The following is a 25,619-nucleotide window of genomic DNA, read 5'->3' as shown; positions in this document are numbered from 1 at the left end:
CCCCGCGCCCTGTTCGAGCCAAGCTTTCGACCATGTCGATACTTCGGCTGGAACCCTGCGCATGAATGACAGCGGCATCGACGATCTTCCCTGCGCGCACGCTGATTCCCCGGCACTGCAGACTCGCACTGACCACGTGAAGCACCTCCGCTGCCAAGGTGTGCGTCTCCAGCAGGGCGCGGAAGTTGAGTATGGTGGTCTCATCGGGCACCCGGGTCACGCCGCTGATGCCGGCGAATCGACGCATCACGCCCGAATCATGTAGCGCGTCCTCCATGGACGCATCGCTGAGCGCATACCATTGCTGAAGCAGGTGCACGCGCAGCATCGTCGCCAGGGGATACGGCTGACGGCCGCGAATCCCGATCTGCGGGTAGTGCGGCTGGATGAGCGTTATCAAGTGCTTCCATGGGATGGCCTCGCTCATCTCGGCAAGGAATCGCTCGCGCCGGGTCTGCTTGCGCTGGCCCAGCGCCCCGGAGTCACCAACTTTCAGCGGCATGATCGACCTTCAATGTGCGCCTGATGGCCCTCAAGCTTGCCGGCCACGAGACCGGCGCGACCTTCAAATTTCTCTCATTCCGTCCAGCCGCGTGCATCACTTCGAAAGCAGCAACCGGGCCTGCGTTCCCCAGCCCCCCACCAGGACGTCGGTGCGGCCATCGCCATTCAGATCGCCCTGCCCCATGCTCCAGCTGCGTCCCACGGTGATGCCGGGAACGGCGTCCAGGGTTACGTCGGTGAAGTTGCCTGCCCCATCGTTCTGCCACGCCCGCAGCTGCAGGGGTACGAAGCCCGGGACCTGGATCGCGCCGACCAGCAGGTCCGGCGCGCCGTCATCGTTGAAGTCGACCACCGTGCCGGCCCAGCTGGAGAAGGTCTGCTTTGGCAGGCGCTTTTCTGTTTCGTCCACGAAACGGCCATTGCCGTCGTTGACCAGCAGGCGCGTCTGCGGATCTTTCTCCCAGCCGCCGTTGTTGCTGGTGATGTTGAAGTACAGGATGTCCGGCTTGCCATCGCCGGTCAGATCCGCCACATGTACCTCACGGGTCTCCATCGGCACGCGCAGATCCAGTCGGTCGGACGCATCGACGAACCGGGCCGAGCCATCATTGAGCAGCAGCCGGTTCGGATGGCTGGGGCTGGCCAGCAGTACATCCAGATGGCCGTCATCGTTCATGTCGGCCAGCGCGACGCCCTCGGTCTGGTCGTCGCCTGCGGGCAGATGCGTCGCGCTGGCATCGATGAAGTGGCCCGGGCGTTTGGGATCATTGAGGAACAACAGATTGCGCGCCGGCTGCAGCCCGTTGGGGCTTTCTCCGGTACTCCCGATGAAGATGTCCGGATGACCGTCACCGTTGAGATCACCCACCGCCAGCCCGTTGCCCTGGCTGTGCGCCGGCAGACGATCGCTGACATCGGTGAAGCCGCCCTTGCCGTCGCCGAAGAACAGCTGGTGCTGCTTGTCCGCTTCTGCGACGAAGACCACGTCAATGTTGCCGTCGCCATTGAAATCAGCCGCACGAACGTGTTCGTTATCGCGCGCGGTGGTGCCGAACGCATCCGGCATGTAGGTCAGCTTGCCGGTGCCGTCGTTGCGGTACAGGCGGTTGACGCCGTGTTCCACCGACACCACGACATCCAGGTGACCGTCATTGTCCACATCCACGAACACCGAATCGGTGGCGTGCAGCTGCGGGGCCATCGGCACGTGGGTGGCAGTGGCGTCGGTGAAGTACTTCGATGGGGCTTCGTGGATGAGGTCGAAGGCGTGCGTGGCCGGGTTGGGGGCAGACGGCGTTGATGCGGTGGCTTCCGGCTGCTGCGCGCAGGCGGAAGCAAGGAGGGCGGCAGTCAGTGCGGTGATGCGGAGGGGCATGATGATGGGGCTCCTGCAGTGCATGGGCCCCACCACCATAACAACCTTGGGGCTGGTTCAACGACCCACGCGCGCCGCCAGATCCGCCGGGTACCGATCCCCCACGATCTGGATCTGCTCCAGCGCCTGCCCGATCCGCGCCAGCTCATCCGCCGTCAGCTCCAGCTCCACCGCACCCAGATTCTCTTCCAGACGGTGCAGCTTGGTGGTCCCCGGAATCGGCACGATCCACGGCTTGCGCGACAACAACCACGCCAAGGCAATCTGCGCCGGCGTCGCCTTGCGCGCCTCCGCAATCTGCGCAATCGCATCCACCAGCTGCTGGTTCGCGGTACGCGCCTCAACCGAGAAACGCGGATTGTTGGCGCGGAAATCACCGGTCTCGAACGTGGTGCTGGCATCGATCTTGCCAGTCAGGAAGCCGCGACCCAGTGGGCTGAACGGCACAAAACCAATGCCCAGCTCCTCGCACACCGGCAGCACGTCCTGCTCGGGCGCGCGCCACCACAGCGAGTACTCACTCTGCAACGCCGCCACCGGCTGCACCGCGTGCGCGCGGCGAATGGAATCGACGCCGGCCTCTGACAGGCCAAAGTGGCCGACCTTGCCTTCGGCAATCAGGTCGCGCACGGTGCCGGCCACGTCTTCCATCGGCACCGACGGGTCCACGCGGTGCTGGTAGAACAGGTCGATGCGTTCGGTGCCCAGGTTGCGCAGCGACTGCTCTGCAACCTTGCGGATGTTGGCCGGGCTGCTGTCCACGCCTGCCTGTGCATTGCCGTCCTTGAAGCCGAACTTGGTGGCGATCACCACCTTGTCGCGGAAGGGAGCCACGGCCTCGCCCAGCATCTGTTCGTTGAGCGTGCCGTAGGCCTCGGCAGTATCGAACAGAGTGACGCCGCGTTCGATTGCGTCGCGGATCAACGCCACCGCGGCCGGCCGTGCCAGACCCTGGCCGTAGGCAAAGCTGAGGCCCATGCAGCCAAAGCCCAACGCCGATACCTGGGGACCGTTGCGACCCAATGTGCGTGTTTTCATCAGTCAGCTCCTGCTGTGAGGGAAGGACGACAGTGTGCGCCGAGCCGGCCTTTTCGATAATCCGGGCAAATGCGAATAGACTTATGAGCAGCACTCATCAATACAGGTTGGCCTCATGAGCCGCGAGAACTACAACGACCTGCAGGCCTTCGTGACGGTGGCGCAGGAGCGCAGCTTCACCCGCGCTGCCGGCCGGCTGGGGGTGTCGCCCTCCGCGCTGAGCATACCCTGCGGCAACTGGAAACCAGGGTGGGCATCCGCCTGCTCACCCGCACCACCCGCAGCGTGGCCCCCACGGAGGCCGGCGAGCGTCTGCTGGCGACCCTCGCCCCGACGTTCGGGAGTATTGATGAGGCCCTGGCCGGCCTGGCCGAACTGCGTGACACGCCCAGTGGCACCATCCGCATCACCGCTACCGAACACGCGGCCCGCGCGGTGCTGTGGCCGGTGCTGCGCGACTTCCTGACCCGGTACCCGGAAGTGGGGGTGGAGATCATCACCGACTCCAGCCTGATCGACATCGTGGCCGACCGCTTCGACGCCGGTGTGCGCCTGGGCGAGCAGGTGGCGCGGGACATGATCGCCACGCCGATTGGTCCGCCGACCCGGCTGGTGGTGGTGGGCTCGCCGAAGTATCTGCGTGGACGCGCGTCGCCGGCCACCCCACGCGATCTGGTGGCGCACGAATGCATCAACCTGCGCTTTCTCAGCCAGGGTGGCCTGTACGCATGGGAGTTCGAGAAGGACGGCCACCCACTGAACGTGCGGGTGAACGGCCGGCTGGCGTTCAACAGCACTGACCGGATTCTGGATGCCGTGCTGGCCGGGTTCGGGCTGGGTTTCCTTCCTGAAGACATGGTGCAGCCGCACGTGGCGGCCAAGCGGCTGCGGCTGGTGCTGGATGACTGGTGCCAGTTGTTTCCCGGGTATCACCTTTACTACCCCAGCAGGAGGCAGCCTTCGCAGGCGTTTTCCCTGCTGGTGGAGGCGTTGCGTTACAAGCAAGCGTGAAACCTGCTCACTCGATAAGCTTCCCGTCTTCCCCTGCCCGCCAGAACTCCCACTCCCGGCGCAGCGTTTCCCAGCCATAGTGCCGCAACTGCAGCGCGGCAATCGGCCGCTCGGCCGCTATCTCATTACGGTAAGGCTCAGTGCTGAACTCCCAGACCAGCGGAAGTTCGCTGTCACCTACCTTCTTCTGGAATGGGCCCACCGCCAGGTGCCGGGTCGGAATCTCCTGCCCTTGCGCGTCCAACGGCACCACGCTGGTCCAGATGCCTTCCGGTGCGGCAGGCTGCACCCGCTCATTCAACAGGGTGATCCGATGCGGTGCCGGCATTGAGACGCGCACGCTGGGGTTCACCCTGGATGCCTCGCCAGGCTTGATGACTTCCGTACCCCTCCAACGGTGCACCTCGACATCCACCGTCATGCGGATGCGATGCAGCGCCTGCCGCTGCTGCTCGGTGGTGTTCAAAGGCAGGCGGAACGGGAACGAGGACGAGTTTTCGAGCGCCTTGTGCCGCCCCTCCATCTGGAACGACGAAAGGGCCCGCACCGCCTCCAGATCCGGCAGGGGTTTTCCATCGCGTCCCAACAGGGTCACCGAACGCGGGCGCACGGTCAGCGTAGGCTCCAGTACCGAGGAGACAGGAGATGCCGGACCCAAGCGGGCCTCCGCACCGATCGCCAGCAGCGTGCGACCGGAATCCCGATCCGGCAGCAGCGCAAAGCGAAGGCTTTTCTCGAAGGCCGGCACGGCATCGGCCGACACCATCCAGGCATCCAGCTTGTCCAGGGTTTCGTTGGAGGGCGCGTAATCGTCAGGGCGACCGCTGGGTGCACTGTACGGAGGCCGCGCAAGCTCGTCGGTGACCGACGCGACCTGCTGGCGATACTGCTCGGCGGTCATCGGCTCCAGGAAGGGTTCGTAGGCCAGATCGGCGACGTGGGCAGTCTCGGTGGTCGCCGGAAGGCCGCGTACCGCATCGCGATGCAGCGACATGCGGGTCTCCACCGGCATACCGTCGCTGCGACGCACCGCCTGTCGCCCGGTGCCCTTCAACGCCTTGCCAGTCACCGTGAAATCCAGCACTGCGACCGTCGGGGTCAATGCAACCACCTTCTGCTCCACCGCCACGGTCCCATGCGCCCGCGACTTCGCCGTACGACGATGGGTCTGACCGACCTGCCACTGCTCTGGGACCTGTTGCGGTAGCATGGCCAGCACATTCTCGCCGGAGAGCTGCCACTGCGTTGCCTCCGGCATCGCCGTCACCGCCTGCTCCCAGACGCACGGGTTCACGGGTTCCAGCACACCGGCTTCGTCCTTGGCCGAGACCATCGTGCGGAATCCGGACGCCAAGTCGTCCAGCATGGGCTGAACGCCCGGCTCGCGCTGATCGAGGTCGGTCACACGGCGCTTGCCATGGCCCATCACCTGATACTCGGCCCACAATGGCTGCACAGTGACATTACGGCCGCCCTTCGCCGCGGCGTCGACCTTCACTCGTTGCAGCGTCACCGACTCCACGCCGGACTGCATGGCATCGTCATGCTGGATCAACTGCAGCGACGCATACACATGCTCGGCCGCAACGGCGATCACAGGACTGCCCATCAGGGCGGTTGCCAGCACTACAGAAACAGTAAAACGCACGGGATGTCCTATCCATTGTTGCTCACAACGACCCACATCATAAGCGCTGCGTCAGTTCCTGGCGCTGCCTGATCCATGCCAGCGGCACCGTTGCCGATGTCGCAATCGGCACGCCAAGGCGCGGCGAAACGCCGTACTTTCAGTCGCAATTGGCAATTCACTATTCCGCTGCGCCACGATCGCGGGTCCGCCCTCAGTCCGGTTCCGTATGAGCAGCGTCTCAGCAGTCCTCGCCCTCGTTGCCGCCGTGGTGTTGTTTCTGTATGGACTGCAAGGTTTCACCGAGCAGCTGCGTGGCAGTGGTGAAACCCTTCTGCGCACCTCACTGCAGCGACTGACCACGGGTCGATGGAGAGGCTTCATGGTCGGTGCGCTGGCCACTGCGGTGGTGCAGTCCAGCAGTGCGGTCACCGCACTCACAGTGGCACTGGTGGATGCCTCGCTGCTGTCGTTCCGGGCCAGTCTGGCGGTGCTGTTGGGGGCCAATGTCGGCACCACCGCCACCGCCTGGCTGGTGTCCTTCAAGCTCGCCGGCTTGGGCCCAGTGCTGATCTTGCTGGGCGCGCTGGCGACGGTGCTGCCGATGCGCCTGCGCCCGGCAGCCAAGCCGTTGTTCTACCTCGGCCTCATTCTGTTCGCGCTGGACCTGATCGCAGCGCAGGTACAACCGCTGCGTGGGCAGCCGTGGCTCAGCAGCTGGCTTGCCATGGCCAACTCACCTTGGCTGGGCGTCCTCAGCGGCCTGCTGATCACGGCGCTGGTTCAGTCCAGCAGCGTGACCACCGGCGTTGCCATCCTGCTGGTGCAGCAGGGCGTGCTGCCGGCTGAGGCGGCCATCCCCATGGTGGTGGGGGCCAATGTGGGTTCCACTTCCACAGCGTTGATTGTCAGCATGACCATGGGAGCGGTGGCACGTGCTACGGCGCTGGCCAACCTGCTGTTCAACGCTGCGGGCACACTCATGCTATTGCCGTTCCTGGTGCCCTTCTCGCGCGCCGTGGTGGCATTCGCCAACGACCCGGGCATGGCCGTGGCGCTGGCTCACCTTCTCTTCAACGTGGGGATTTCGGCGTTGTTCCTGCCGATACTGCGGCCGCTGTCGAGCCTCGTAGCATCAGGTCAAATTCCAACGTCTGCTGCAGCGGCACGTCCACCCGATCAATAAGAGCGAGCAGCAGGTGTACCGCACGTGCGCCGATCTCGCGCATGGGCTGCCGGACCGTCGTCAGCGGCGGCGTGAGGTAGCGGGACGACGCCAGATCGTCGAAGCCGACAATGGAGACGTCATCCGGCACGCGGACGCCTTGCTCCCGGCAGGCCGCCATCGCCCCCAGCGCCATCTGGTCGCTGAAACAGAAAATCGCCGTCGGTACGGATGCGCCGTCCAGCAACGCAAGCGTCGCTGCGTGGCCCGACTCAAGGGAAAAGTCACCTGGTGCAATGCTCAGGCTGCGTAGACGCTTGCGCGCCTTGGCGACACCTCGCACGCCTTCCATCCGCTGCTGGTGCAGTGGATTGTCGGTCGGCCCACCGACCACGGCAATCCGCTCGTGTCCCAACCCATACAGATGATCCATGACAGCGCGCGCAGCCGCAGCGTTGTCGATATGCACACTGGGAATCCCCACGGCCGGGTCGAACTCGCACCCATTCACCACCGGCGCGGCATCCCCGAGCTGCTGCACGATCTCGCGCGCCGTCGGTGGCAGCCGATGCCCCAGCACGATCAGCCCGTCAGCCTCGTTGCGCCGGAGCATCTGCGCGTAGCGCTCCTCGCGTTCGGGCAGATGCTGGGTGTCGCCCAGCAGCACCGCATAGCCCACCGCCTGTGCCGCGTCCTCTGCGCCCTGCAGGATCTGGGCGAAGAACGGATTGGCGATGTCCGGCACGGTGACCAGGATCTTGCCGCTGCGCTGGGTCTTGAGATTTCTGGCTACCGCGTTGGGCACATAGCCCAGCGCGGCCGCAGCCTGCTCGATGCGCGCGCGCGTTGCCGGCAGCACTTTGTCCGGCCGCGAGAGCGCACGCGACACCGTCCCGGCCGAGACGCCCACGTGCTTTGCGATGTCGTAGATGGTGGCCATGAGGTCAGTTCCTTCTGCCGCTGTGCACTGCACAACAGGTCTTGCGGGAGGCGCTGCTAGGATAATGCAATCGATTGCATCGAGGGCGAAACACGTTGAAGACGCTCAAGGGCCCGGCACTGTTCCTGGCACAGTTCATCGGCGACACAGCTCCTTTTGATCGGCTCGACACGCTGGCCGGATGGGCCGCGGGGCTGGGCTATTCTGGCGTACAAGTGCCGACCAGCGCCCCTCACCTGTTCGACCTGGCCGAGGCCGCACGCAGCCAGACCTACTGCGACGACGTCGCCGGCATGCTGGCCGGGCACGGCATGCAGATCACCGAACTGTCCACTCACCTGCAGGGCCAGCTGGTCGCGGTGCATCCTGCCTATGACAGTCTGTTCGACGGATTCGCACCGCAGGACAAGCGCGGCGATCCGGCCGCCCGTCAGGCCTGGGCGGTTGAGCAGCTGAAACTGGCCGCCAAGGCCAGCCAGCGCCTTGGCCTGACCGCGCATGCCACCTTCTCCGGGGCGCTGGCCTGGCCTTACTTCTATCCCTGGCCGCAGCGCCCACCGGGCCTGGTGGATGAAGCCTTCGCCGAACTGGGGCGGCGCTGGCGGCCGATTCTGGACACCTTCGACGAATGCGGCGTGGACCTGTGCTTCGAGATCCACCCGGGCGAGGACCTGCATGACGGCGCGACCTTCGAGCGCTTCCTCGACGTGGTCGACCATCATCCCCGCGCCAAGATTCTCTATGACCCCAGCCATCTGCTGCTGCAGCAGATGGACTACCTGGGCTTCATCGACCGCTACCACGCGCGCATCGGCATCTTCCACGTCAAGGACGCGGAGTACCGTCCCAGCGCGCGCAGTGGCGTGTACGGTGGGTATCAGGACTGGATTGATCGTCCCGGGCGGTTCCGTTCGCTGGGCGACGGCCAGATCGACTTCAAGGCGATCTTCTCGAAGTTCGCGCAGTACGACTTCCCGGGCTGGGCGGTGCTGGAATGGGAGTGCTGCCTGAAGCACCCGGAAGACGGCGCGCGCGAGGGCGCTGCGTTCATCCGCGACCATCTCATCCGGGTCACCGAACGCGCCTTCGACGACTTCGCCAACAGCGGCACCGACCGTGAATCACTGCGCCACATGCTGGGAATCTAAGCCATTACCGCCCTGGGAGGGGTAGCCATGACGCACACCATGTCGCGCTTGGGCGCGATGATGTTTCTGCAGTTCTTCATCTGGGGAGCCTGGTTCGTCACCCTGGGCACGTATCTGGTGCAGGGCCCGCTTCAGGCCAGCGCCAGCCAGGTGGCCACCGCGTTTCTCAGCCAGTCCATCGGTGCCATCGTCGCCCCGTTCCTGGTCGGCCTGATCGCGGATCGCTACTTTGCGGCGCAGCGCATTCTCGGGGTGCTGCATCTGGCCGGTGCGGTGCTGATGTGGTTTGCGTCCACGGCCAGCGACTTCAACACGTTCTTCGCCTGTGTCATGGGGTACATGCTGCTGTTCATGCCCACCCTGGCGCTGGCCAACAGCGTGGCGATGCGGCACATGCAGTCGCCGGAGAAGCAGTTCCCGCTGGTGCGGGTGGCCGGCAGCGTCGGCTGGATCGTGGCCGGGGTGTTGATCGGCTGGTTGGGCTGGGAGCAGGCGCATCGGCTGGAGCTGACCTTCCAGATGGCGGCGCTGGCGTCGCTGCTGCTGGGCCTGTACGCGTTCTCCCTGCCGCACACGCCGCCGCTGGCACAGCAGCGTGATGCCGGGCTGGGCAAGATCCTCGGACTGGACTCGCTGCGCCTGCTGAAGTCGCGTTCGTACCTGGTGTTCTTCCTGGCCTCCATCGCCATCTGCATTCCGTTGGCGTTCTACTACAACTTCACCAACCCGTACCTCAACGACCTGGGCGTGCGCGGCGCGGCCGGCCTGCAGTCGCTGGGCCAGGTCTCCGAAGTGCTGCTGATGCTGGCGATGCCGTTCCTGTTTGTGCGGCTGGGCGTGAAAACCATGCTGGCGGTGGGCATGGCCGCGTGGGTGGTGCGCTATGTGATGTTCGCCTATGGCGATGCCGGCAGCGCGTTCTCGCTGCTGGTGATCGGCATCGTGCTGCACGGCATCTGCTACGACTTCTTCTTCGTCACCGGGCAGATCTATACCGACGCGCATGCTGGGCCTGACGCACGGAGCAGCGCGCAGGGCTTCATCACCCTGGCCACCTATGGCGTAGGCATGCTGATCGGCACCTTCCTGTCCGGCGCGGTGGTCGAGCACTACACCACCGCCGCCGGTCCGGACTGGGAAAAGATCTGGCTGTTCCCGGCCGGCGTCGCGCTGCTGGTGCTGATCGCCTTCCTGCTGCTGTTCCGCGACCGGCCGGTCGTGGCGGCCACCTCCACCGCACCCTGAGGACACACACCGATGCCCAAGCTTGGAATCGCCATCGTCGGCACCGGCATGATCGGTGCGGTGCACCGCCGCGCGGCGCTGCTGGCCGGAGCGGAGGTGCGCGGCGTGGTCGCGTCCTCACCGGAGCGCGCGCGCGAGGTGGCGCAGGCGTGGAATGTGCCGCACGGTTATCGCGATATCGAGGAAGTGATCGCCGACCCCCAGGTCCAGGTCGTGCACGTGTGCACGCCCAACCATCTGCACCGCGCGATGGCGCAGGCTGCGCTGGAGGCGGGCAAGCATGTGATCTGCGAGAAGCCGCTGGCCACCACACTCGAAGACGCCCGCGCATTGGCTGCTCTGGCCCTCTCGACCGGGCTGGTCGCCACTGTTCCCTTCGTCTACCGCTACCACCCGGTGGTCCGTGAAGCCCGCGCGCGCATCGCGCAGGGCGAGCTGGGTCCACTGCATCTGATTCACGGCAGCTACCTGCAGGACTGGCTGCTGGACCCTGCCAGCAACAACTGGCGGGTGGACCCTGCATTGGGCGGCACCTCACGGGTGTTCGCCGACATCGGTTCGCACTGGTGCGACCTGGTGGAATGGGTCGGCGGAGAGCGCTTCGTCGATGTCAGCGCCGCGTTCGCCACCGTGATTGCCGAGCGCGGTGCCGTCACCGGGCAGAGTTTCACCACGCCCGCCGCCGGCGGTGCGAAGCAAGCGGTCGCCAGCGAAGACGTCGCCGCCGCCATGTTCAAGACCGGTGCCGGTACGCTGGCCTCGCTGACCGTCAGCCAGGTCTCGGCCGGGCGCCACAACCGGCTCTGGTTCGAGATCGATGGGGCAAAGGCCAGTGTGGCCTTCAACCAGGAAGACGCCGAGCGCCTGTGGATCGGGCACCCCGACCAGCACGAGGAGACCTTCGTGCGCGGGCCGGGCGCCGGCAGCGCTGAACAACGCCGGCTGGCGGTGTTTCCACCCGGGCATGCGCAGGGCTACGGCACCTGCTTCGAGGCGTTCGTGGCCGATACCTATCGCGCCATTGAGGGCGAACGGCCCGAGGGCTTGCCCACCTTTGAAGACGGCGCACGTTCGGCGCTGATTGTTGATCGCGTCATCGCCTCGGCCAGGTCTCGCGCCTGGACCACCATCAGCTGAATTCCAGCAGGAGTGCTTGATGAAGACCCGTACACGCCGGACCACCACCCTCGCGCTGCTGTTGCTTGCCGCCCTGCCCGCTTTCGCCGCCGACGTCACCAGCGCGCAGAAACCCATCGCGGTGCAGATGTACACGCTGCGCAATGCCGGCTCGCTCGACCAGCAGTTGAAGATCGTCCACGATGCCGGCGTGCACGCGGTGGAAACCGTGGGCACGCAGAACGTCAGCGCTGCGGAGCTCAAGCAGCTTCTGGACCGCTATTCAATCAAGGCGATCTCGTCGCATACGCAGCTGGCGGACCTGCGCAAGGATCTGGACAGCGCAATCGCCTTCAATCGTGCGATCGGAAACACCACGCTGGTCGTGCCGTATCTGAACGAAAATGACCGCCCGAAGGATGCGGCCGGCTGGACCGCGCTGGGCAAGGAACTCGGCCAGCTCGCAGCAAAGGTGAAGGCCCAGGGCATGCATCTGGCCTACCACAACCACGACTTCGAGCTGGTCGACTACGACGGCAAAACCGGGCTGGAACTGCTGTTCGCTGCGGCCGGCCCCGACCTGCAGACCGAACTGGACCTGGCCTGGGTGGCACGTGCGGGTTACGACCCCGCCGTGATGCTGAAGAAATTCAATGGCCGCATGTTCGCCGTGCACGCCAAGGACAACGCGCCAGCGGGCCAGAACAAGGAAGAAGGCGGATTCGCCGCCGTTGGCCAGGGCGTACTCGACTGGAGCGTGATTCTGCCAGCCGCCGGCGATGCCAAGGTGCAGTGGTATATCGTCGAGCATGACCAGCCGCGTGACCCGGCCACCATCATCAACACCGGGGCCGAGTACCTGCGTGAACACCTGACCACCACCCTGCCCGCCCGCGCAAAGCGCTAGCAAGCGAAGGAGTTTGTGTTGTGAAAGTGATGCTGATGTCTGCTGTAGCGCTGTGTGGTTCGATGCTGGCACCTGCCGCGTGGTCCAAGGAGGATCCGGCGGCGGGCGAGAAGCTCTACAGCGTGCATTGCGTGGCCTGCCATGGGGCGAATCGGGCTGGGGTGCCGCCGACGTTTCCTGCGCTTACCGATGTGAGCAAAAGGCTGGATGCGGCGCAGATCAAGGAGAAGATCAGGAAAGGCGGTGGGTTGATGCCGCCGTTTGCGCAATTGTCGTCGCAGGAGATTGATGATTTGGCCGCGTATCTGGCCAAGTAGTAGTCCGGCACCGCGAAGCCACGCAGGGCGTGGCTCTACGGGGTTCTCTTTAGAGCTTGCGTACCCAGATGTTGCGGTAGCTGACCTTGGAGGCGTGTTCCTGCAGGTAAAGGGGCGCGCAGTCGTGGGGGGCGTACGAGGGTGCGCCGATGTACTCGGTCTTGCCGGACACCACGGTGTCGTTCTGTACCAGCACGCCGTTGTGCAGCACGGTGATGCGGGCCGGTGAGATCAGGCCACCGCCCGGTGAAAAGCGCGGGGCCTTCCAGATGACATCGTAGGTCTGCCACTCGCCCGGAGGGCGCGAGGCATTCGCCAGTGGCATGGCCTGCTTGTAGATCGAGCCGGCCTGGCCATTGGCATAGGTGGGGTTCCTGTAGCTGTCGAGCACCTGCAGCTCATACAACTCCTGCAGGAAGATGCCGCTGTTGCCACGGTCCTGGCCTTCAAAGCCCTTCGTTTCCGTCGGGCTGCGCCACTCGACGTGCAACTGGATGTCGCAGAACTTCTCGCGGGTACGGATGCCCTTGCTGCCCGGCACCACCGTCATCGCGCCGTGGGCCACGGTCCAGGGCACGCGACCACCCTGCTCCGCCTCCCAGGCGGATGTGTCTTTGCCATCGAACAGCACGATCGCGTCAGAGGGTGCGCCGCCCGGCGGCGTGGCCACGATGGCAGGTTCGGGCGTCCAGGCTTCGGTCGTCGCGGGATCGCGCGCGGGATCGCCTTTGGGTGCAGCCAATGCAGGGGCGGCCGCCAGCAGGCAGGCCGCCATCAGAAGGGGTCGGGTCATCGTGTTCCTGATTTGCAGTCAATTGACGAATGGTTGGGATCTGTCAGCCGGTCGCCCAGGCTGCCGTACCGGGGACATAAGCCACGTCCCCGTCGTAGCGGCCGGGAACGGCGACGTACTGCAGCACCTCGGTTGCGCCGATCTTCGAGGTGAAGAAGCCGAAGATGGTCAGCTGCTTGAGCATGGTGAAGTAATGCGCCTTTGCTTCCGCTGACTCCGCGTTGCTGGGACCAGTGCTGACGGCTGCGTGCTTCTTCGCATCCGCATCCACCGCGCGCAGAAGCTCGGTACGGGCCTGCGGGGCGAGCGAGACGAACTGCCCGCCGGCCCGTTTGTCTATGTCAGCCAAACCCGCACGGAACGTGGCCTGCTGCTGCGCGGTGTAACAGTCGGCCACGAACGTCGCCATGAAGGCACCAATGCCGGTGTCCTTGGCACCGGGTGTTTTGGTCCGCGGCAGGATGGTATCGGCAATCTCGTCCATCAGGGCGATGTCAGCGGCCGAGAAGGCGGCCTTCGCGCCCGCCGCCGGTGCCTGCCCGCTGGCCAGCGCCGGCAGGCCGATCATGGCTGCACCGGTGGCGGCGACAATCATCTTCAAAAGTTCGCGACGCTCCATTACAGGTTCCCCGCTTTCAGTTCGCGCACCGCATGGTCGGCGGCGCGGGCGGTCAATGCCATGTAGGTCAGTGAAGGATTCACGCAGGCGCTGGAGGTCATGCAGGCCCCATCGGTCACATAGACGTTCGGCGCATCCCAGACCTGGTTGTGCTGGTTCAGCACCGAGCTTTTGCGATCACGGCCCATGCGCGCGGTACCCATCTCGTGGATGCCCTTGCCCGGGGCGTAGTCGTTGTCGAACGTCTGCACGTCCTTTACGCCCGCGGCCTCCAGCATCTCGGCCGCATCGGTGGCCATGTCCTTGCGCATCGCCAGCTCGTTGGTGCGCATGGAGACGTCCATCGCCAACACCGGCAGGCCCCACTTGTCCTTCTTGTCCTTGTCCAGTCGGATCGTGTTGTCGTGATGCGGCAGCATCTCGCCGAAGCCGGTCATGCCGATGCGCCAATCGCCCGGCACGGTCAGCGCTTCTTTCAGGTCGGCCCCGATGTTCATCTCGGCGATCTCGCGCGACCAGCCATTGCGGCTGGCACCGCCCTGGTAGCCGAAACCGCGTCGATAGCCACGTTTGTCATCCGCGGTGACGTTGCGGAAGCGCGGAACGTAGAACCCACAGGGGCGACGCCCGAAGTAGTATTTGTCGTCATAGCCTTCGACGCGACCGGAGGCACCGGCCCCGAAGTGATGGTCCATCACGTTGTGGCCGAGTTCGCCGGACGAGGATCCCAGCCCGCCTTCCCAGATATCGGTGGCCGAGTTCATCAGCATCCAGGTCGAGTTGAACGACGAGGCATTGAGGAAGATGACCTTGGCGGTGTACTGGTAGGTCTGGCCGGTTTCGGCATCGATGACTTCCACGCCCCGCGCGCGCTTGCGGTCCTTGTCGTACAGCACTTCCTTGACGATCGAGAACGGCCGCAGGGTCAGATTGCCGGTCTTCATTGCGGCCGGCAGCGTCGCAGCCTGGGTCGAGAAGTAGGCCCCGAAGGGGCAGCCGAGGATGCACTTGTTGCGGTACTGGCAGTTGACCCGCCCCTGCTCCGGCATCGGCTGGGTGATGTTCGCGGTGCGCGAGTGAATCATGTGGCGGGTGCCGCCAAAGGCCTTCTTGATCCGCGCGGCCACGTCCTTCTCGACGATGTTCAACGGGATCGGCGGCAGGAACTGCCCATCTGGCAGCACGTCCAGCCCTTCGCGGGTGCCGGCGATGCCGGCGAACTTCTCCACATGGTCGTACCAGGGCGCGATGTCGGCGTAGCGGATCGGCCAGTCGGTCGCGATGCCGTCCTTCTTGTTTGCCTCAAAATCCAGGTCCGAGAAGCGATAGCTTTGCCGCCCCCACAACAGCGAACGGCCACCCACGTGATAGCCGCGGAACCAGTCGAAGCGCTTTGTCTCGATGTAGGGCGAGTCCTTCTCGTCGGCCCACATGCCCTCAAGGTTCTCGACCAGGCCGTAGTCGCGCATCAGCACGGGGAAGTCGGCCTTCATCGCCTGGGTCGGCCGGTTGCGGTGCGGGAAGTCCCACGCCTCTTTCATCGCGTTGACGTAGTCCTTGACGTGCTCGATGTTGCGACCACGTTCCAGCATCAACACTTTGAGACCTTTTTCGGTCAGTTCCTTTGCCGCCCAACCGCCACTGATTCCCGAGCCAACAACGATGGCGTCGTAATGATTGTCTGCCATGGGTCTACTTCACCTGGGTGGATATCATTTCAAACATCGCAGAGGCGGATCGCCTCGCGCAGCGAACCGACGGGATCGGGCGCCGTAGGGATGAACTCCTGCGCCAGATACCCATCGAAACCGGTGTCGCGGATCGCGCGACAGATGGCGGGATAGTTGAGCTCCTGCTGGTCGCCGATCTCATGTCGGCCCGGCACGCCCGCCGTGTGATAGTGCTTGAAGAAGGTGTGGTGCCTGCCGATGGTGGCGATGATGTCGCCCTCCATGATCTGCATGTGATAGATGTCGTACAGCAGACCGAAGTTGTTCGATCCGAGCCGCTGGCACAGCTCCACGCCCCACGCCGAGTGGTCGCACAGATAGTCGGGGTGGTCGACCCGGGAATTCAGCAGCTCCATCACCAGCACCACGCCGCGCTTCTCGGCATGGCCGAGGATGCGCTTGAGGCCGGTTTCCGCATTGGCCAAGCCCTGCTGGGGATCCATGCCGTTGCGGTTACCAGAGAAGCAGATCAGGTTCCGGTAGCCGGCGTCGGCGACCAGATCGATGTGCCGCGTGTAGCGTCCCACCAGCTGGTCGTGAAACTCGCGGCCGGCAAAGCCCTTGGTCAGGCCGAGCTCCGCGCCGTTGCACATGGAACTGTCCACGCCATGCGCTTTCAGGGTGGGCCAGTCTTCGGGCCCGACCAGGTCGATGGCGGCGAAGCCGATGCCCTTGACCGTCTTGCAGAGCTCGGCGACGGAGAGCTTCGGGAAGGTCCAGCGCGCGACCGAATGCTTCAGATTGGCTCTCAGCGGGGCATTGGCCGCAGACGCGGGCAGCACTTTCGCAGCACCAAGGCCTATACCTCCGGCAACCGCCATGCGCAGCGCCTCGCGCCGCGTGAACCCAGGTGTCGCCGTTGGTCCGCTCGAATCAATGGACATTCGCCCACCGGCCTCCCAACCGGTATCAAACGCAACGATTCACTGCAATGCAATCGATTGCACCATACGGCACTAAATCGATCCAATGAAAGACGCAGCGCACAAAAATGCATGCTGGGGGCACCATGCAGCCCCTCTCGGGATGCTCGGGATGCATCCCACTTCGTAGAGCCACGCCCTGCGTGGCTGCGACGGCCAGCCACCTCAGATCGGAAAATGCTCGCTTTCGTACTCCGCGACCCGCATCAGCAACGCTTCAAACGCGTTGCCCTCATCGCTTCCACGCTCCGGTGGATCATCGAACCAAGCCGATAGCCGCCGTATCGCCTCGTTGTAGTCATCAACGGTCCTGACAGGCACGTTACCCCTGAACGTAGCGCCGGCGTCAGCCTGGTGTTCCAGCAGCTGACGGATTGCCAGCAAGTTTTCCAACGTCATCCATGTCCCCTACGACGAGAAGCTTAGGCTTGGAGAGCAACTCACTTGCAAACGTGTCGCCTGCGTGCAGCCTTCGCAAGAATTCTTCCCGAGCGTACAAGACCGGATTGACCTCCCGTTGCAGAAGTTCCTGGACCGGATGGACAGCCCGCACCAGATCAACGAATCCCAGGTCTCCGACCACCAGCAGATCAATGTCGCTGCCGGACACTTCTGCGCCGCGTGCCAACGACCCGAAGATCCAAGCCACGGAAACACCAGCACTCAACGGTGCAAGCGCGGCACGCAGCGCGGGCACAGCGCCATGGGTCTTACGAAAGATGGTTGCCAGCTCTTCAAACAGCAGGCATGAGCGATCCGCGCGATAGCGCACCTGATTTCCCTGTGCGCTTCGCAACAGCAATCCAGACTCGGTGAGCTTATCGAGCTCACGCCCGAGCGTGCCTGCGTGGCTCCCGATAATTCTTGCCAGTTCGCGCAGGTGAAAGCTGGTATCCGGCTGCAGCAGCAGAACAGCCAGCACCTGTTGACGAGTGGCCGGGAATAGAACATCGATCAAGGGCGAAATGTTGCTCATTAGGCAACGATTGTCGCCTAATGAGCAACACCCTGCAAGCAGCTGCGTCCCACCCCAAATGTCTGCACCGAAAGTGCAGCATCCACGAAGCAAAAGCCCCGGAGTGCGCTAGGCATTCCGGGGCTTCGTCAGAAGACAGCTTTCGTTCCAGCGATCAGAACGGAATATCGTCGTCCGCAAAATCATCCATCGGCGGAGCCGACTGCTGCGGCTGCTGCTGCGGGCGCTGCTGCTGGCCGTAGCCACCGCCGCCACCGCCACGCTGGTTGCCACCGCCGCCGTACTCCTGGCGCGGAGCCTGCTGGCGCTGCGGACGGTCGCCGCCGTAGTTGCCGCCACCACCACCGCCGCCGCCGCCTTCACCACGACCGCCCAGCATCTGCATTTCGTCGGCAATGATGTCGGTGGAGTACTTCTCCACGCCGTCCTGGCCGGTGTACTTGTCGTAGCGCAGGCTGCCTTCAACGTAGACCGAGCTGCCCTTGCGCAGGTATTCGCCGGCGATTTCGCCGAGCTTGCCGAAGAACACGACGCGGTGCCATTCGGTGCGTTCCTGCTGGTTGCCATCCTTGTCCTTGCGGACGCTGGTAGTGGCCAGGCTGATACGGGTGATGGCCATGCCGCCCTGGGTGTACTTCACGTCCGGGTCGTTGCCGAGGTTGCCGACCAGGATGACTTTATTGATGCCGCGCGCCATAGGGTGTGCTCTTCCGTTGTTCGAGGGCAGGTCTGAGAGATTACACAGTCCGGAAGGAGCCGTGATCCCGCCTGCCGCTCATTGAATCTGGGTGGGTTACAGAACGCCACATGGTAGCAGTTCTACCCGGTTGGGCCGGGTCGGGACTTGCCGCTGGCGTACTCGGAAACCTCTGTAACGGTTGTACGGCAAGGGGGTGGCGGGTTGTCGGGTTATGCGGGTGCTGGGGGATGGCGGCGACACGCATGGCGTGTCACTACTGGCAATCCCGTCTGTTGTGATGTTATAACATCGTTATCCGCCCCGCCACGGAAGACTCATGTCTCGATCCCGCTCCACCCTCTCCTCTGCCATTGCCCTGGGCCTGCTCGCATCCGGCATGGCCGCCAGCGCTGCCCACGCCGAGGCTGCCCCGCCCAGCGCTTCCACCCTGGACACCATTCACGTCACCGGCATGGCCGAAGACGCCAGCAAGGTCGCCTCCCCGATCAGCGTGATCAGCGCCGAGCGCATCCAGCAGGGCGGCGGCAACCTGGGCGAGGTGCTGGATGGCCTGCCCGGGGTGCGCGTTGACTCGTTCGGGGCAGGTGCCGGTCGCCCGGTCATTCGTGGACAGACCGCGCCGCGCGTGAAGGTGCTGTCCGACAGCTCCGCCGTGCTGGATGCCTCGGACATCTCGCCCGACCACGCTGTCACCGTCGACCCGCTGCTGGGCGAGCGCATTGAAGTGCTGCGCGGCCCGGCCACGCTGCTGTACGGCGGCGGTGCCATTGGCGGCGTAGTCAATGTGCTGGACAACAAGATTCCCGAGCGCCTGCCCGAGAACGGCCTGGAGGGTCGCCTGCTGATCCGTGGCAACACCGTCGCCGATGAGCGCGTGGGCGCGGCCTCGATCAGCGGCCAGGTTGGCAACAATCTGGTGCTGCACGCCGAAGGCTCCTACAAGGACGCCGACAACTACCGCGCACCGGACCTGGAGGAGTCGCGCGTGGATGCGACCTTCAGCCGCTCGAAGAACGGCAGTGTCGGGGCCAGCTGGGTCACCGACAACGGCTATGTGGGCGTGGCCTACTCCTACCGCGAGGACGATTACGGCCTGCCCGGCCACAGCCACGAATACGAAGGCTGCCACCCGCACGGCAGCGCCCTGCACTGCGGCTCGCACGAGCATGGTGCCGGTGAGGAGCATGAGCATGACCATGATCATGAGCACGACCATGAGCATGTGGCCGCGATCAACCTGACCAGCAAGCGCTACGACCTGCGCGGCGAATACCGCGACCCGTTCGCGGGCATCAGCCGCGTCCGCTTCCGCGCCAACTACACCGACTACAGTCACGACGAAATCGACGGCGACGAGGTCACCACCACCTTCGCCAACAAGGGCTACGACAGCCGTGTGGAGCTGGAGCACGTGCCGCTGGGGGCGTTCACCGGTGTGTTCGGCATCCAGCATTCGGATACCGAGTTCAGCGCCACCGGCGTGGAGGCCTTCCTGCCCACCGTGGACACCCGGTCCACCGGCGTGTTCCTGGTCGAGCATGTGGAAGTGAACGACCAGTGGCACTTCGAGCTGGGCGCACGCCATGAATGGCTGAAGCACCAGCCACGCAGCGACGTTCGTAACCGCCCGGCCTTCGACGACACCGCCAGCTCGTTCTCGGGCGCGGCGATCTGGTCGTTCACCCCGGATACCTCGCTGACCTTCTCGCTGTCGCGCTCGCAGCGCCTGCCGCATGCGCAGGAGCTGTACGCCCGTGGCATCCACATGGCGACGAACACCTACGAGTGCGGCCTGCTGCCCAGCGCCCTGACCTGCGGCGGCACTGCCAACGACGCCAGCTACACCAAGGAAACCTCTAAGAACGCCGAGCTGACCCTGCGCAAGTCCGAGGGGCCGCTGACCTACAGCCTGGGCGTGTTTGCCAACAACGTGGACAACTACATCTACGCGCGCACACTGGACCAGTACGAAGCGTTCCGCCTGATCAAGTACACCCAGGCCGATGTGGAGTTCCGCGGCGTGGAAGCCGAGCTGGGCTATCAGTTCAGCGACGCGGTATCGGCCACCCTGTTCGGCGACCGCACCCGGGCCCGCTTCGCCGATGGCGGCGGCAACGTACCGCGCATTCCGGCCGCCCGCTTCGGTGGCCGTGTGAACTGGGCACTGGGCGCCTTCGACACCGAGCTGGAGCTGTACCGGGTCAATCGCCAGCGTGACATTGCCGACTACGAGGTGGAGTCGCCGTCGTACGACATGGTCAACCTGACCGTGGCCTACACCGTGCCCAACACCAATGCCCAGGTGTTCCTGCGCGGTACCAACCTGGCGGACGAGCAGGTCTGGAACCATGCCTCGTTCCTTGCCAGCACCGTTCCCCAGCCTGGTCGCAACGTCAGCCTGGGCTTCAGCTATCGCTTCTGAGCATGGCCACTTCGCTCTATGAGCGCGTTGCCCGCCTCCACGGCCATCGGCCGTGGGGGCAGGTTCTGGACGCCGGCACCGGGCCGGCGTCCATCCGTTGGCTGGAATCGCTGGGCAGTGAACGCTGGACGGCGGTGACCGGTTCGGAGCGGATGCGCGAGAAGTCTCACGCCGCCCTGCAGCAGCCGATGCGTGAGCAGGATCGCCTGCTGACCGGTAACTGGATGGATCCGGCGCTGCTGCAGGACGAGCACTTTGATGTGGTGCTGGCGGATTACCTGCTGGGCGCGATTGAAGGCTTTGCGCCCTATTGGCAGGACAAGCTCTTCCCACGCCTGCGCCCGCTGGTGCGCAGCCGGTTGTATCTGATTGGCCTGCAGCCGTATGTGCACGGCCTGCCCGATACCGACGCCGGCCGCCTGATCAACGAGATCGGCCGCCTGCGTGACGCCTGCCTGCTGATGGCCGGCGACAGTCCTTACCGCGAGTATCCGCTGGACTGGACGCTGCGGCATCTGGAAGCCGCCAGCTTCCGGGTGGTGGATGCGCATGTGCTGCCCATCACTTACGGCGCGCGCTTTATCCAGAGCCAGCTGGCGATGTGTACCCAAGCCGCCAACAAACTACAGGACCGCCGGCTGGCGGTGGCCTTGCTGCAGCATGTGGCCGAACTGGAGGCGCGGGCGTTGGCGGCCAGCCATCAGCTCGGGGGCCTGGCACATGGCAATGACTACATCGTCGTTGCCGAGCCGGCCTGAGGGGTGCATCGCGCATGCACAGTACGCCGCCGCCGTCGCCCCCTGCACGTCCACGTGTTCACGCTGAACCCTTGGCGGGCGACGGCCTGCAGACCATCCGTACGTTGTGCGAGCAGCGTGGCTTTGTGTTCACCGCCATGCGCCAGCGCGTGCTGCAGGTACTGGCCGATGCAGGCGTACCGATGAAGGCGTACGCCGTACTGGAGGAGGTGCGGCGCACCCAGCCCAATGCCGCCCCCACCAGTGTGTATCGGGCGCTGGATTTCCTGCTGGGCCAGGGCTGGGCGGTGCGGTTGAACTCAATCAACGCGCATCTTTATGTGCCGCCGGGATCGTCGGCGCGGTGTACGTATCTCGTGTGCGAGGAGTGTTGCAGCGTGCAGGTGGTGCATGGGGCGGAGACCGGCGTGAACTGGATGGACCAGGCGCGCATTACCGGCTTCGTGCCCGCGTCGCACAGCGTGGAGATTTCGGGCCGCTGTGCAGGGTGCCGGATGTCGGACTCTCCCCGGGGCACCTGAACGCCCGCACTTGCTCCGTAGAGCCGGGCTCTGCCCGGCTGCCCTTCGCATCGCGCCAAAAGCAGCCGGGCAGAGCCCGGCTCTACGTCATTCCACCGCGCCAAAAGCAGCCGGGCAGAGCCCGGCTCTACATCACGGTGCCTCAATCACCTCACGCACCACCCGCGCCACATCGGTGTTGTCGACATACCGTCCGTCATTCAATCCCACATGCTCGCGGTACCCAACATCCACACCCCGCACGCGCGCACCAAACCGCTCCGCCCCAACGCCCTTGGCCCAGAGCGGCACCAGCGCGTTGGAGTGGTTGCCGGTCGGCCGGAAGCTCAGGCCGGGCATGTTGCCCTTGCCGTGGTTCACTACCGGGGCAAAGGCGATACCTTGGGCATCCGTCCCCATCGGCAGGCTGTTGTCATGGTCGGTGGTGACGATCACCAGATTGCGCTCCCAGCCCCCGTTCGCCTCCACCCACTTCACCACCGCCGCTACAGCGTTGTTGAAGTCCACGGTTTCCTCGATCAGCCGCCCATACTGAGGCTGGTCGGTGCACTCCCCGTAATGCCACTCGGTTCCGCAGGCGCTGGTATGGGCGGCCCAGTCAGTCGCTCCGCCCTCCACCATCAGGAACAGCCCCTGGTTCGAGCGGCGCTTCAGAAACTCCAGCGCCCCCCGGGTCATGGTGGCCAGGTCCGGCACGGAGTCGATGGCCTTGGTGCCGGAGGGCTGGCTGGCATCGGTGCCCACCACCTTCTCCTGCCGCGCCTGCTGCAGCGTGTTGGCCACCTCGGCCACACCGATGAGCGGGCGGTCGGCCGGCAACTTGCCTTCAGCCAAGCGCTGGAACTCGGTACGACTGCGGATCAGCCGCCACGGACCAGACGGGTTGCCGCCCACGGTCGTGCCCGCCTGCAACTTCTGCCAATCCTCCTGCGACACGTACTGCCACTGGGTGTCGCAACCATCCAGCGAGTTTGCCTTGGGCACAGCCGGACACGCCTTGCCGCTGACATCAAACCCCGGGCCACCCGCCCCCATGATCAGGTCCATGTGCCCCTGCGACAGCATCTGGTGCGCCAGCGCGTGGTAGTTGTTACGCGATTCGTTCTGCGCGGCAAACGCCGCCGGGGTGGCGTGCGAGAACGGCACCGTGGTCACCACGCCGGTGGCCATGCCCCGGCGCTTGGCCCATAGCGCGCTGTAGTCCACCGGCTGGCCGTTGTTGTTGAAGTTGATCGCGTTGTTGTAGGTCTTCACCCCCGAGGACAGCGCCGTACCGGCCGCAGCGCTGTCGGTCGCTACAGATGCCAGGTACTGGTAACCCACCAACGGCAGGTCCTTTGCTGGCACTTCGGTGGTGTCCCACGCGCGCGCGGGGTCATAGCTGATCGACTGGTTCGCCTCGCCGGTGGGCTGGCTGCTGCTGTTGAGCGGGAAGGTGGTCACCCCGAAGCGCTGCGGGAAGCTGGCATACGGCGTGCCTTCGCGGCTGCCGTACTGCCAGTAGGCAGCCGCATCCCAGGTGCCCCACCCGGCTCCGTCGTTGATCATGACGATGATGTTCTTCGGGCCGGTGCTGGTTACGCCCGAGCGAGTTGACGGCGCGGACTGGCAGGCGGCGAGCGCGGTGACGAGCAACAGGAGCGAGGCGCACTTCAGGGAGGCGCACGGAGCGAACCGGGTCTTCATCAAGGTCATAGGAGGTACGGTGATAGACAGATCAATGCATTGTTATACCGTAACATTGTGACCATGATATTCCAGCGCCGATGGCTAGAATGCGCAGCATGACCAAGGAAGAGATTTACCTCAGCACAGACGTCGAGGCCGACGGCCCCATCCCCGGCCCACATTCAATGCTCAGCTTCGCATCGGCTGCCTACCGGGCCGACAAGAGCCTGATCGGGACCTTCACCGCGAATCTGGAAACGCTAACCGACGCCAGCGGCCACCCGGACACGATGGCCTGGTGGGCCACCCAGCCAAAGGCCTGGGCAGGATGCCGTACCGACTGCGAGGCACCGGAGGCAGCCATGCAGCGGTACGTAACATGGATCAGGACGCTACCCGGCAAGCCCGTCTTCGTCGGCTACCCGGCCGGATACGACTTCCTGTTCGTGTACTGGTACCTGATGCGCTTTGTCGGAGAAAGCCCGTTCTCGCACTCCGCACTGGACATCAAGACCTTCGCGATGGCGCTCATGAAGTCCGACTACCGGGCGGCGACCAAGCGCAACATGCCCAAGCGCTGGTTCGACAAACTACCGCACACCCACGTAGCCCTCGATGACGCAATCGAGCAAGGCGCGCTTTTCTGCAACATGCTGAAAGAACGGTAGAGCCACGCCCTGCGTGGCTAGCAGCAGAAAGCAGAACGCCTCCTTTCGGAGGCGTTCTGTTTGAATCAAAGTTCTCGGTCTGACCTTTCGGTGCGAAGCACCTATCCTGCTCTTGGGGCTAGGGGTAGATCGCTCTACCGGTGTCGCCACCCCCTTGCGGATTCCGGTCTGTGGCGATGTAGCTATTGGACGCTTGCACTCTCCTAACGTCAAGCTTGATGCACTACTCAGCACCGATAATTTCAGCAAAACAGGCGGGTAAAGCTGCAAAGCGCGCTGGACGATAGGCATCGCCCAGTCCGGCGTTCTATGCAGTTCCTCGCGACTTGCCGGTGTCGCAATCACACCCTTGTGTAGATTCAGGAGCAACTTCAGAGAACTGCCCACTTCATCCATGCACGCTGAATTGTCGTAGACACGGAGCGTCGTCAATCCACCCATCAAGGAAATCAGATTCTCTCGCGAGCGCTCATATCTGACGCGAATCAGATCGGCCGATACGTGATGCCCTCCGCCGGCCACCCGCCGCGCCACACGTTCGACATGCAGTTCAGCACTCTCCAAGCCGCAGAACCAGATGATTACCTCGTGATCCTCGGTTGCCTCCCGGAGCAGCCCGGGAATGGTGTTACCCCCAAGGGTCGTTTCGAACGCGTAGTCCTCTCCATCCACGATTGCACGCAGCAGCCGATTCTTCCCAACCTCCCACGCATCCGCGTTTGCCTTGCTTGAATCAACGCCGATCTGCTTGAGCTCGTCAGCGACGGAATCTGGATTGAACCAGTCCCCGCCCTGTTCACGAAGCATCGTACCGAGCAGCGAGCTCTTTCCAGCTCCGTTCACTCCAGCCAACACCATTATTGTTGGCATGTCAGAACACCGGGCCGGGCTTGATTTTCCCCTGGCGCGGCGAGCTGTTTACTACAGCCTCCAGAACCTTCCCATCCTTCAGCACGGAGAGCCGGTCATCCCACTTGGCCTGTACCCGGGCGAGGAGAAGCGCCTTCTCGATCTCGTCGGAAGCAATCTCGCCAGTCGAATCACCGGTTGCCAGCCTGACCAGAAGCTCGTACATCTCGGCTGAAAGAATGACGGCTTCGTCGCGCAGATGTCCTGGAACCAGGATGGCCGGGACGTTGGTCACCTGCGCCAAGATGCCGGCCCAGCCTTCCTGTTCCAACTGGGCCTTCTTCACTGACGGCAGATATGAGAGTCCGATTCTGGTCGTTGCTGCGTCGCCAGCCTTTTGCCGTGAGTGGAGCGACGACTTCGGCTTGCCAGCCTTCTTGGAACCTGCGGAAGTGCCAATACCGGGATTGCGTCCAGCGGGGTCGATCGGCTTCATGGCGGGGAGCCCCCGTTCAATGATTTGGTTCATCGTACACCTGTGGTAGTGAGATGGGGTTCGGGCTTCTATTCCATTGTTAGTGCGGCAGACCACCGCAGTA

The 25,619-nt window shown here is 64.4% G+C and carries 23 protein-coding genes and 2 pseudogenes; 11 read left to right on the top strand and 14 right to left on the bottom strand.

All coding sequences use genetic code 11. From position 1 onward, the window contains the following. Positions 1-34 precede the first annotated feature (34 nt). The 3 genes and pseudogenes from EGJ34_RS01100 to EGJ34_RS01090 form a co-directional block, all read right to left on the bottom strand. A pseudogene (locus EGJ34_RS01100) lies at positions 35-502 on the bottom strand (transposase); the annotation flags it as partial. Between the two features lie 96 nt (positions 503-598). Next, complete coding sequence (locus EGJ34_RS01095; protein ID WP_125358220.1) at positions 599-1,879, bottom strand: VCBS repeat-containing protein; 1,281 nt, start codon at positions 1,877-1,879, stop codon at positions 599-601. A gap of 57 nt (positions 1,880-1,936) precedes the next feature. Next, positions 1,937-2,917, bottom strand: coding sequence for an aldo/keto reductase (locus EGJ34_RS01090; RefSeq protein ID WP_125358218.1), 981 nt, complete (start codon positions 2,915-2,917; stop codon positions 1,937-1,939). A gap of 115 nt (positions 2,918-3,032) precedes the next feature. On the opposite strand from EGJ34_RS01090, the pseudogene EGJ34_RS01085 reads away from it, so the two are divergent. After that, positions 3,033-3,928, top strand: a pseudogene (locus EGJ34_RS01085) (LysR family transcriptional regulator). Between the two features lie 7 nt (positions 3,929-3,935). On the opposite strand, the gene EGJ34_RS01080 reads toward EGJ34_RS01085, so the two are convergent. Beyond that, positions 3,936-5,576 carry a hypothetical protein gene (locus EGJ34_RS01080; RefSeq protein WP_125358216.1) on the bottom strand — a complete coding sequence of 547 codons (1,641 nt, stop codon included), beginning with the start codon at positions 5,574-5,576 and terminating at the stop codon, positions 3,936-3,938. Between the two features lie 208 nt (positions 5,577-5,784). Here EGJ34_RS01080 and EGJ34_RS01075 point away from each other — a divergent pair, with 208 nt between their 5' ends. Further along, positions 5,785-6,741 carry a Na/Pi symporter gene (locus tag EGJ34_RS01075; protein WP_125358214.1) on the top strand — a complete coding sequence of 319 codons (957 nt, stop codon included), beginning with the start codon at positions 5,785-5,787 and terminating at the stop codon, positions 6,739-6,741. Here the strand turns inward: EGJ34_RS01075 and EGJ34_RS01070 are convergent. Continuing rightward, positions 6,629-7,660 (bottom strand): LacI family DNA-binding transcriptional regulator, encoded by a 1,032-nt coding sequence (locus tag EGJ34_RS01070; RefSeq protein WP_125358212.1) that lies wholly within the window; start codon positions 7,658-7,660, stop codon positions 6,629-6,631. The two genes, EGJ34_RS01075 and EGJ34_RS01070, sit on opposite strands and share 113 nt — an antisense overlap. A gap of 95 nt (positions 7,661-7,755) precedes the next feature. On the opposite strand from EGJ34_RS01070, the gene EGJ34_RS01065 reads away from it, so the two are divergent. The 5 genes from EGJ34_RS01065 to EGJ34_RS01045 are packed head-to-tail and all read left to right on the top strand — an operon-like array spanning position 7,756 to position 12,393. Then, positions 7,756-8,808, top strand: a complete 1,053-nt coding sequence (locus EGJ34_RS01065) for a sugar phosphate isomerase/epimerase family protein (protein WP_125358210.1) — start codon at positions 7,756-7,758, stop codon at positions 8,806-8,808. Positions 8,809-8,835: 27 nt separating this feature from the next. After that, complete coding sequence (locus EGJ34_RS01060; protein WP_125358208.1) at positions 8,836-10,053, top strand: MFS transporter; 1,218 nt, start codon at positions 8,836-8,838, stop codon at positions 10,051-10,053. Positions 10,054-10,065: 12 nt separating this feature from the next. Next, entirely contained in the window at positions 10,066-11,190 is a 1,125-nt protein-coding gene (locus EGJ34_RS01055) for a Gfo/Idh/MocA family oxidoreductase (RefSeq protein ID WP_125358206.1), read from the top strand. 19 nt (positions 11,191-11,209) lie between these two features. Beyond that, positions 11,210-12,076: a sugar phosphate isomerase/epimerase gene (locus EGJ34_RS01050; RefSeq protein WP_125358205.1), complete on the top strand. Its 867-nt coding sequence runs from the start codon at positions 11,210-11,212 to the stop codon at positions 12,074-12,076. A gap of 20 nt (positions 12,077-12,096) precedes the next feature. After that, positions 12,097-12,393 carry a cytochrome c gene (locus tag EGJ34_RS01045; RefSeq protein WP_185750027.1) on the top strand — a complete coding sequence of 99 codons (297 nt, stop codon included), beginning with the start codon at positions 12,097-12,099 and terminating at the stop codon, positions 12,391-12,393. 49 nt (positions 12,394-12,442) lie between these two features. Here EGJ34_RS01045 and EGJ34_RS01040 read toward each other — a convergent pair whose 3' ends face one another. From EGJ34_RS01040 to EGJ34_RS01015, 6 genes are all read right to left on the bottom strand, one after another. Then, complete coding sequence (locus EGJ34_RS01040; protein ID WP_185750026.1) at positions 12,443-13,186, bottom strand: DUF1080 domain-containing protein; 744 nt, start codon at positions 13,184-13,186, stop codon at positions 12,443-12,445. A gap of 43 nt (positions 13,187-13,229) precedes the next feature. Then, entirely contained in the window at positions 13,230-13,805 is a 576-nt protein-coding gene (locus EGJ34_RS01035; protein ID WP_125358203.1) for a gluconate 2-dehydrogenase subunit 3 family protein, read from the bottom strand. Further along, positions 13,805-15,493 (bottom strand): GMC family oxidoreductase, encoded by a 1,689-nt coding sequence (locus EGJ34_RS01030; RefSeq protein ID WP_125358201.1) that lies wholly within the window; start codon positions 15,491-15,493, stop codon positions 13,805-13,807. The genes EGJ34_RS01035 and EGJ34_RS01030 overlap by 1 nt, the downstream gene beginning before the upstream one ends. A gap of 29 nt (positions 15,494-15,522) precedes the next feature. Next, entirely contained in the window at positions 15,523-16,419 is an 897-nt protein-coding gene (locus tag EGJ34_RS01025; protein ID WP_185750025.1) for a TIM barrel protein, read from the bottom strand. Between the two features lie 385 nt (positions 16,420-16,804). After that, positions 16,805-17,434 (bottom strand): nucleotidyltransferase domain-containing protein, encoded by a 630-nt coding sequence (locus EGJ34_RS01020; protein ID WP_125358199.1) that lies wholly within the window; start codon positions 17,432-17,434, stop codon positions 16,805-16,807. Positions 17,435-17,588: 154 nt separating this feature from the next. Then, positions 17,589-18,131, bottom strand: coding sequence for a single-stranded DNA-binding protein (locus EGJ34_RS01015; RefSeq protein ID WP_125358197.1), 543 nt, complete (start codon positions 18,129-18,131; stop codon positions 17,589-17,591). A 319-nt stretch (positions 18,132-18,450) separates the two neighbouring features. Between EGJ34_RS01015 and EGJ34_RS01010 the strand changes: the two genes are divergently transcribed. Genes EGJ34_RS01010 through EGJ34_RS01000 form a run of 3 tightly spaced genes read left to right on the top strand, consistent with a single transcriptional unit; the run spans position 18,451 to position 21,835 of the window. Further along, entirely contained in the window at positions 18,451-20,556 is a 2,106-nt protein-coding gene (locus EGJ34_RS01010) for a TonB-dependent receptor (protein WP_125358195.1), read from the top strand. Between the two features lie 2 nt (positions 20,557-20,558). Continuing rightward, positions 20,559-21,314, top strand: coding sequence for a class I SAM-dependent methyltransferase (locus EGJ34_RS01005; protein WP_125358193.1), 756 nt, complete (start codon positions 20,559-20,561; stop codon positions 21,312-21,314). Positions 21,315-21,328: 14 nt separating this feature from the next. Next, positions 21,329-21,835: a transcriptional repressor gene (locus EGJ34_RS01000; protein WP_125358191.1), complete on the top strand. Its 507-nt coding sequence runs from the start codon at positions 21,329-21,331 to the stop codon at positions 21,833-21,835. Positions 21,836-21,967: 132 nt separating this feature from the next. On the opposite strand, the gene EGJ34_RS00995 is transcribed toward EGJ34_RS01000, so the two are convergent. Then, on the bottom strand, positions 21,968-23,521 hold the full coding sequence (locus EGJ34_RS00995; RefSeq protein ID WP_125358269.1) for an alkaline phosphatase: 1,554 nt from the start codon (positions 23,519-23,521) through the stop codon (positions 21,968-21,970). A 98-nt stretch (positions 23,522-23,619) separates the two neighbouring features. Between EGJ34_RS00995 and EGJ34_RS00990 the strand changes: the two genes are divergently transcribed. Beyond that, complete coding sequence (locus EGJ34_RS00990; protein ID WP_125358189.1) at positions 23,620-24,171, top strand: exonuclease; 552 nt, start codon at positions 23,620-23,622, stop codon at positions 24,169-24,171. On the opposite strand, the gene EGJ34_RS22840 is transcribed toward EGJ34_RS00990, so the two are convergent. Together EGJ34_RS22840 and EGJ34_RS00980 are read right to left on the bottom strand one after the other, a co-directional pair. After that, positions 24,094-25,014, bottom strand: a complete 921-nt coding sequence (locus EGJ34_RS22840; protein ID WP_312023012.1) for a hypothetical protein — start codon at positions 25,012-25,014, stop codon at positions 24,094-24,096. The two genes, EGJ34_RS00990 and EGJ34_RS22840, sit on opposite strands and share 78 nt — an antisense overlap. A 28-nt stretch (positions 25,015-25,042) precedes the next feature. After that, positions 25,043-25,549, bottom strand: coding sequence for a hypothetical protein (locus tag EGJ34_RS00980; protein ID WP_125358187.1), 507 nt, complete (start codon positions 25,547-25,549; stop codon positions 25,043-25,045). Positions 25,550-25,619 lie beyond the last annotated feature (70 nt).

The sequence above is a fragment of the Stenotrophomonas sp. 278 genome, assembly GCF_003935715.1.
Classification (GTDB): Bacteria; Pseudomonadota; Gammaproteobacteria; order Xanthomonadales; family Xanthomonadaceae; genus Stenotrophomonas; species Stenotrophomonas maltophilia_AH.
Note: the sequence above shows the minus strand (reverse complement) of the source record. Positions and strands in the feature narration are given on the sequence as shown.

Bases quoted from the DNA above. Each gene is read 5' to 3' on its own strand.
- EGJ34_RS01060 (WP_125358208.1), top strand. From the start codon at position 8,836: ATGACGCACACCATGTCGCGCTTGGGCGCGATGATGTTTCTGCAGTTC.
- EGJ34_RS01020 (WP_125358199.1), bottom strand. From the start codon at position 17,434: ATGAGCAACATTTCGCCCTTGATCGATGTTCTATTCCCGGCCACTCGT.
- EGJ34_RS01000 (WP_125358191.1), top strand. From the start codon at position 21,329: ATGCACAGTACGCCGCCGCCGTCGCCCCCTGCACGTCCACGTGTTCAC.
- EGJ34_RS00980 (WP_125358187.1), bottom strand. From the start codon at position 25,549: ATGAACCAAATCATTGAACGGGGGCTCCCCGCCATGAAGCCGATCGAC.
- EGJ34_RS01025 (WP_185750025.1), bottom strand. From the start codon at position 16,419: ATGTCCATTGATTCGAGCGGACCAACGGCGACACCTGGGTTCACGCGG.
- EGJ34_RS01050 (WP_125358205.1), top strand. From the start codon at position 11,210: ATGAAGACCCGTACACGCCGGACCACCACCCTCGCGCTGCTGTTGCTT.
- EGJ34_RS01015 (WP_125358197.1), bottom strand. From the start codon at position 18,131: ATGGCGCGCGGCATCAATAAAGTCATCCTGGTCGGCAACCTCGGCAAC.
- EGJ34_RS01035 (WP_125358203.1), bottom strand. From the start codon at position 13,805: ATGGAGCGTCGCGAACTTTTGAAGATGATTGTCGCCGCCACCGGTGCA.
- EGJ34_RS01010 (WP_125358195.1), top strand. From the start codon at position 18,451: ATGTCTCGATCCCGCTCCACCCTCTCCTCTGCCATTGCCCTGGGCCTG.
- EGJ34_RS01005 (WP_125358193.1), top strand. From the start codon at position 20,559: ATGGCCACTTCGCTCTATGAGCGCGTTGCCCGCCTCCACGGCCATCGG.
- EGJ34_RS01095 (WP_125358220.1), bottom strand. From the start codon at position 1,879: ATGCCCCTCCGCATCACCGCACTGACTGCCGCCCTCCTTGCTTCCGCC.
- EGJ34_RS01030 (WP_125358201.1), bottom strand. From the start codon at position 15,493: ATGGCAGACAATCATTACGACGCCATCGTTGTTGGCTCGGGAATCAGT.
- EGJ34_RS01090 (WP_125358218.1), bottom strand. From the start codon at position 2,917: ATGAAAACACGCACATTGGGTCGCAACGGTCCCCAGGTATCGGCGTTG.
- EGJ34_RS01040 (WP_185750026.1), bottom strand. From the start codon at position 13,186: ATGACCCGACCCCTTCTGATGGCGGCCTGCCTGCTGGCGGCCGCCCCT.
- EGJ34_RS01055 (WP_125358206.1), top strand. From the start codon at position 10,066: ATGCCCAAGCTTGGAATCGCCATCGTCGGCACCGGCATGATCGGTGCG.
- EGJ34_RS01075 (WP_125358214.1), top strand. From the start codon at position 5,785: ATGAGCAGCGTCTCAGCAGTCCTCGCCCTCGTTGCCGCCGTGGTGTTG.
- EGJ34_RS00995 (WP_125358269.1), bottom strand. From the start codon at position 23,521: ATGAAGACCCGGTTCGCTCCGTGCGCCTCCCTGAAGTGCGCCTCGCTC.
- EGJ34_RS00990 (WP_125358189.1), top strand. From the start codon at position 23,620: ATGACCAAGGAAGAGATTTACCTCAGCACAGACGTCGAGGCCGACGGC.
- EGJ34_RS01070 (WP_125358212.1), bottom strand. From the start codon at position 7,660: ATGGCCACCATCTACGACATCGCAAAGCACGTGGGCGTCTCGGCCGGG.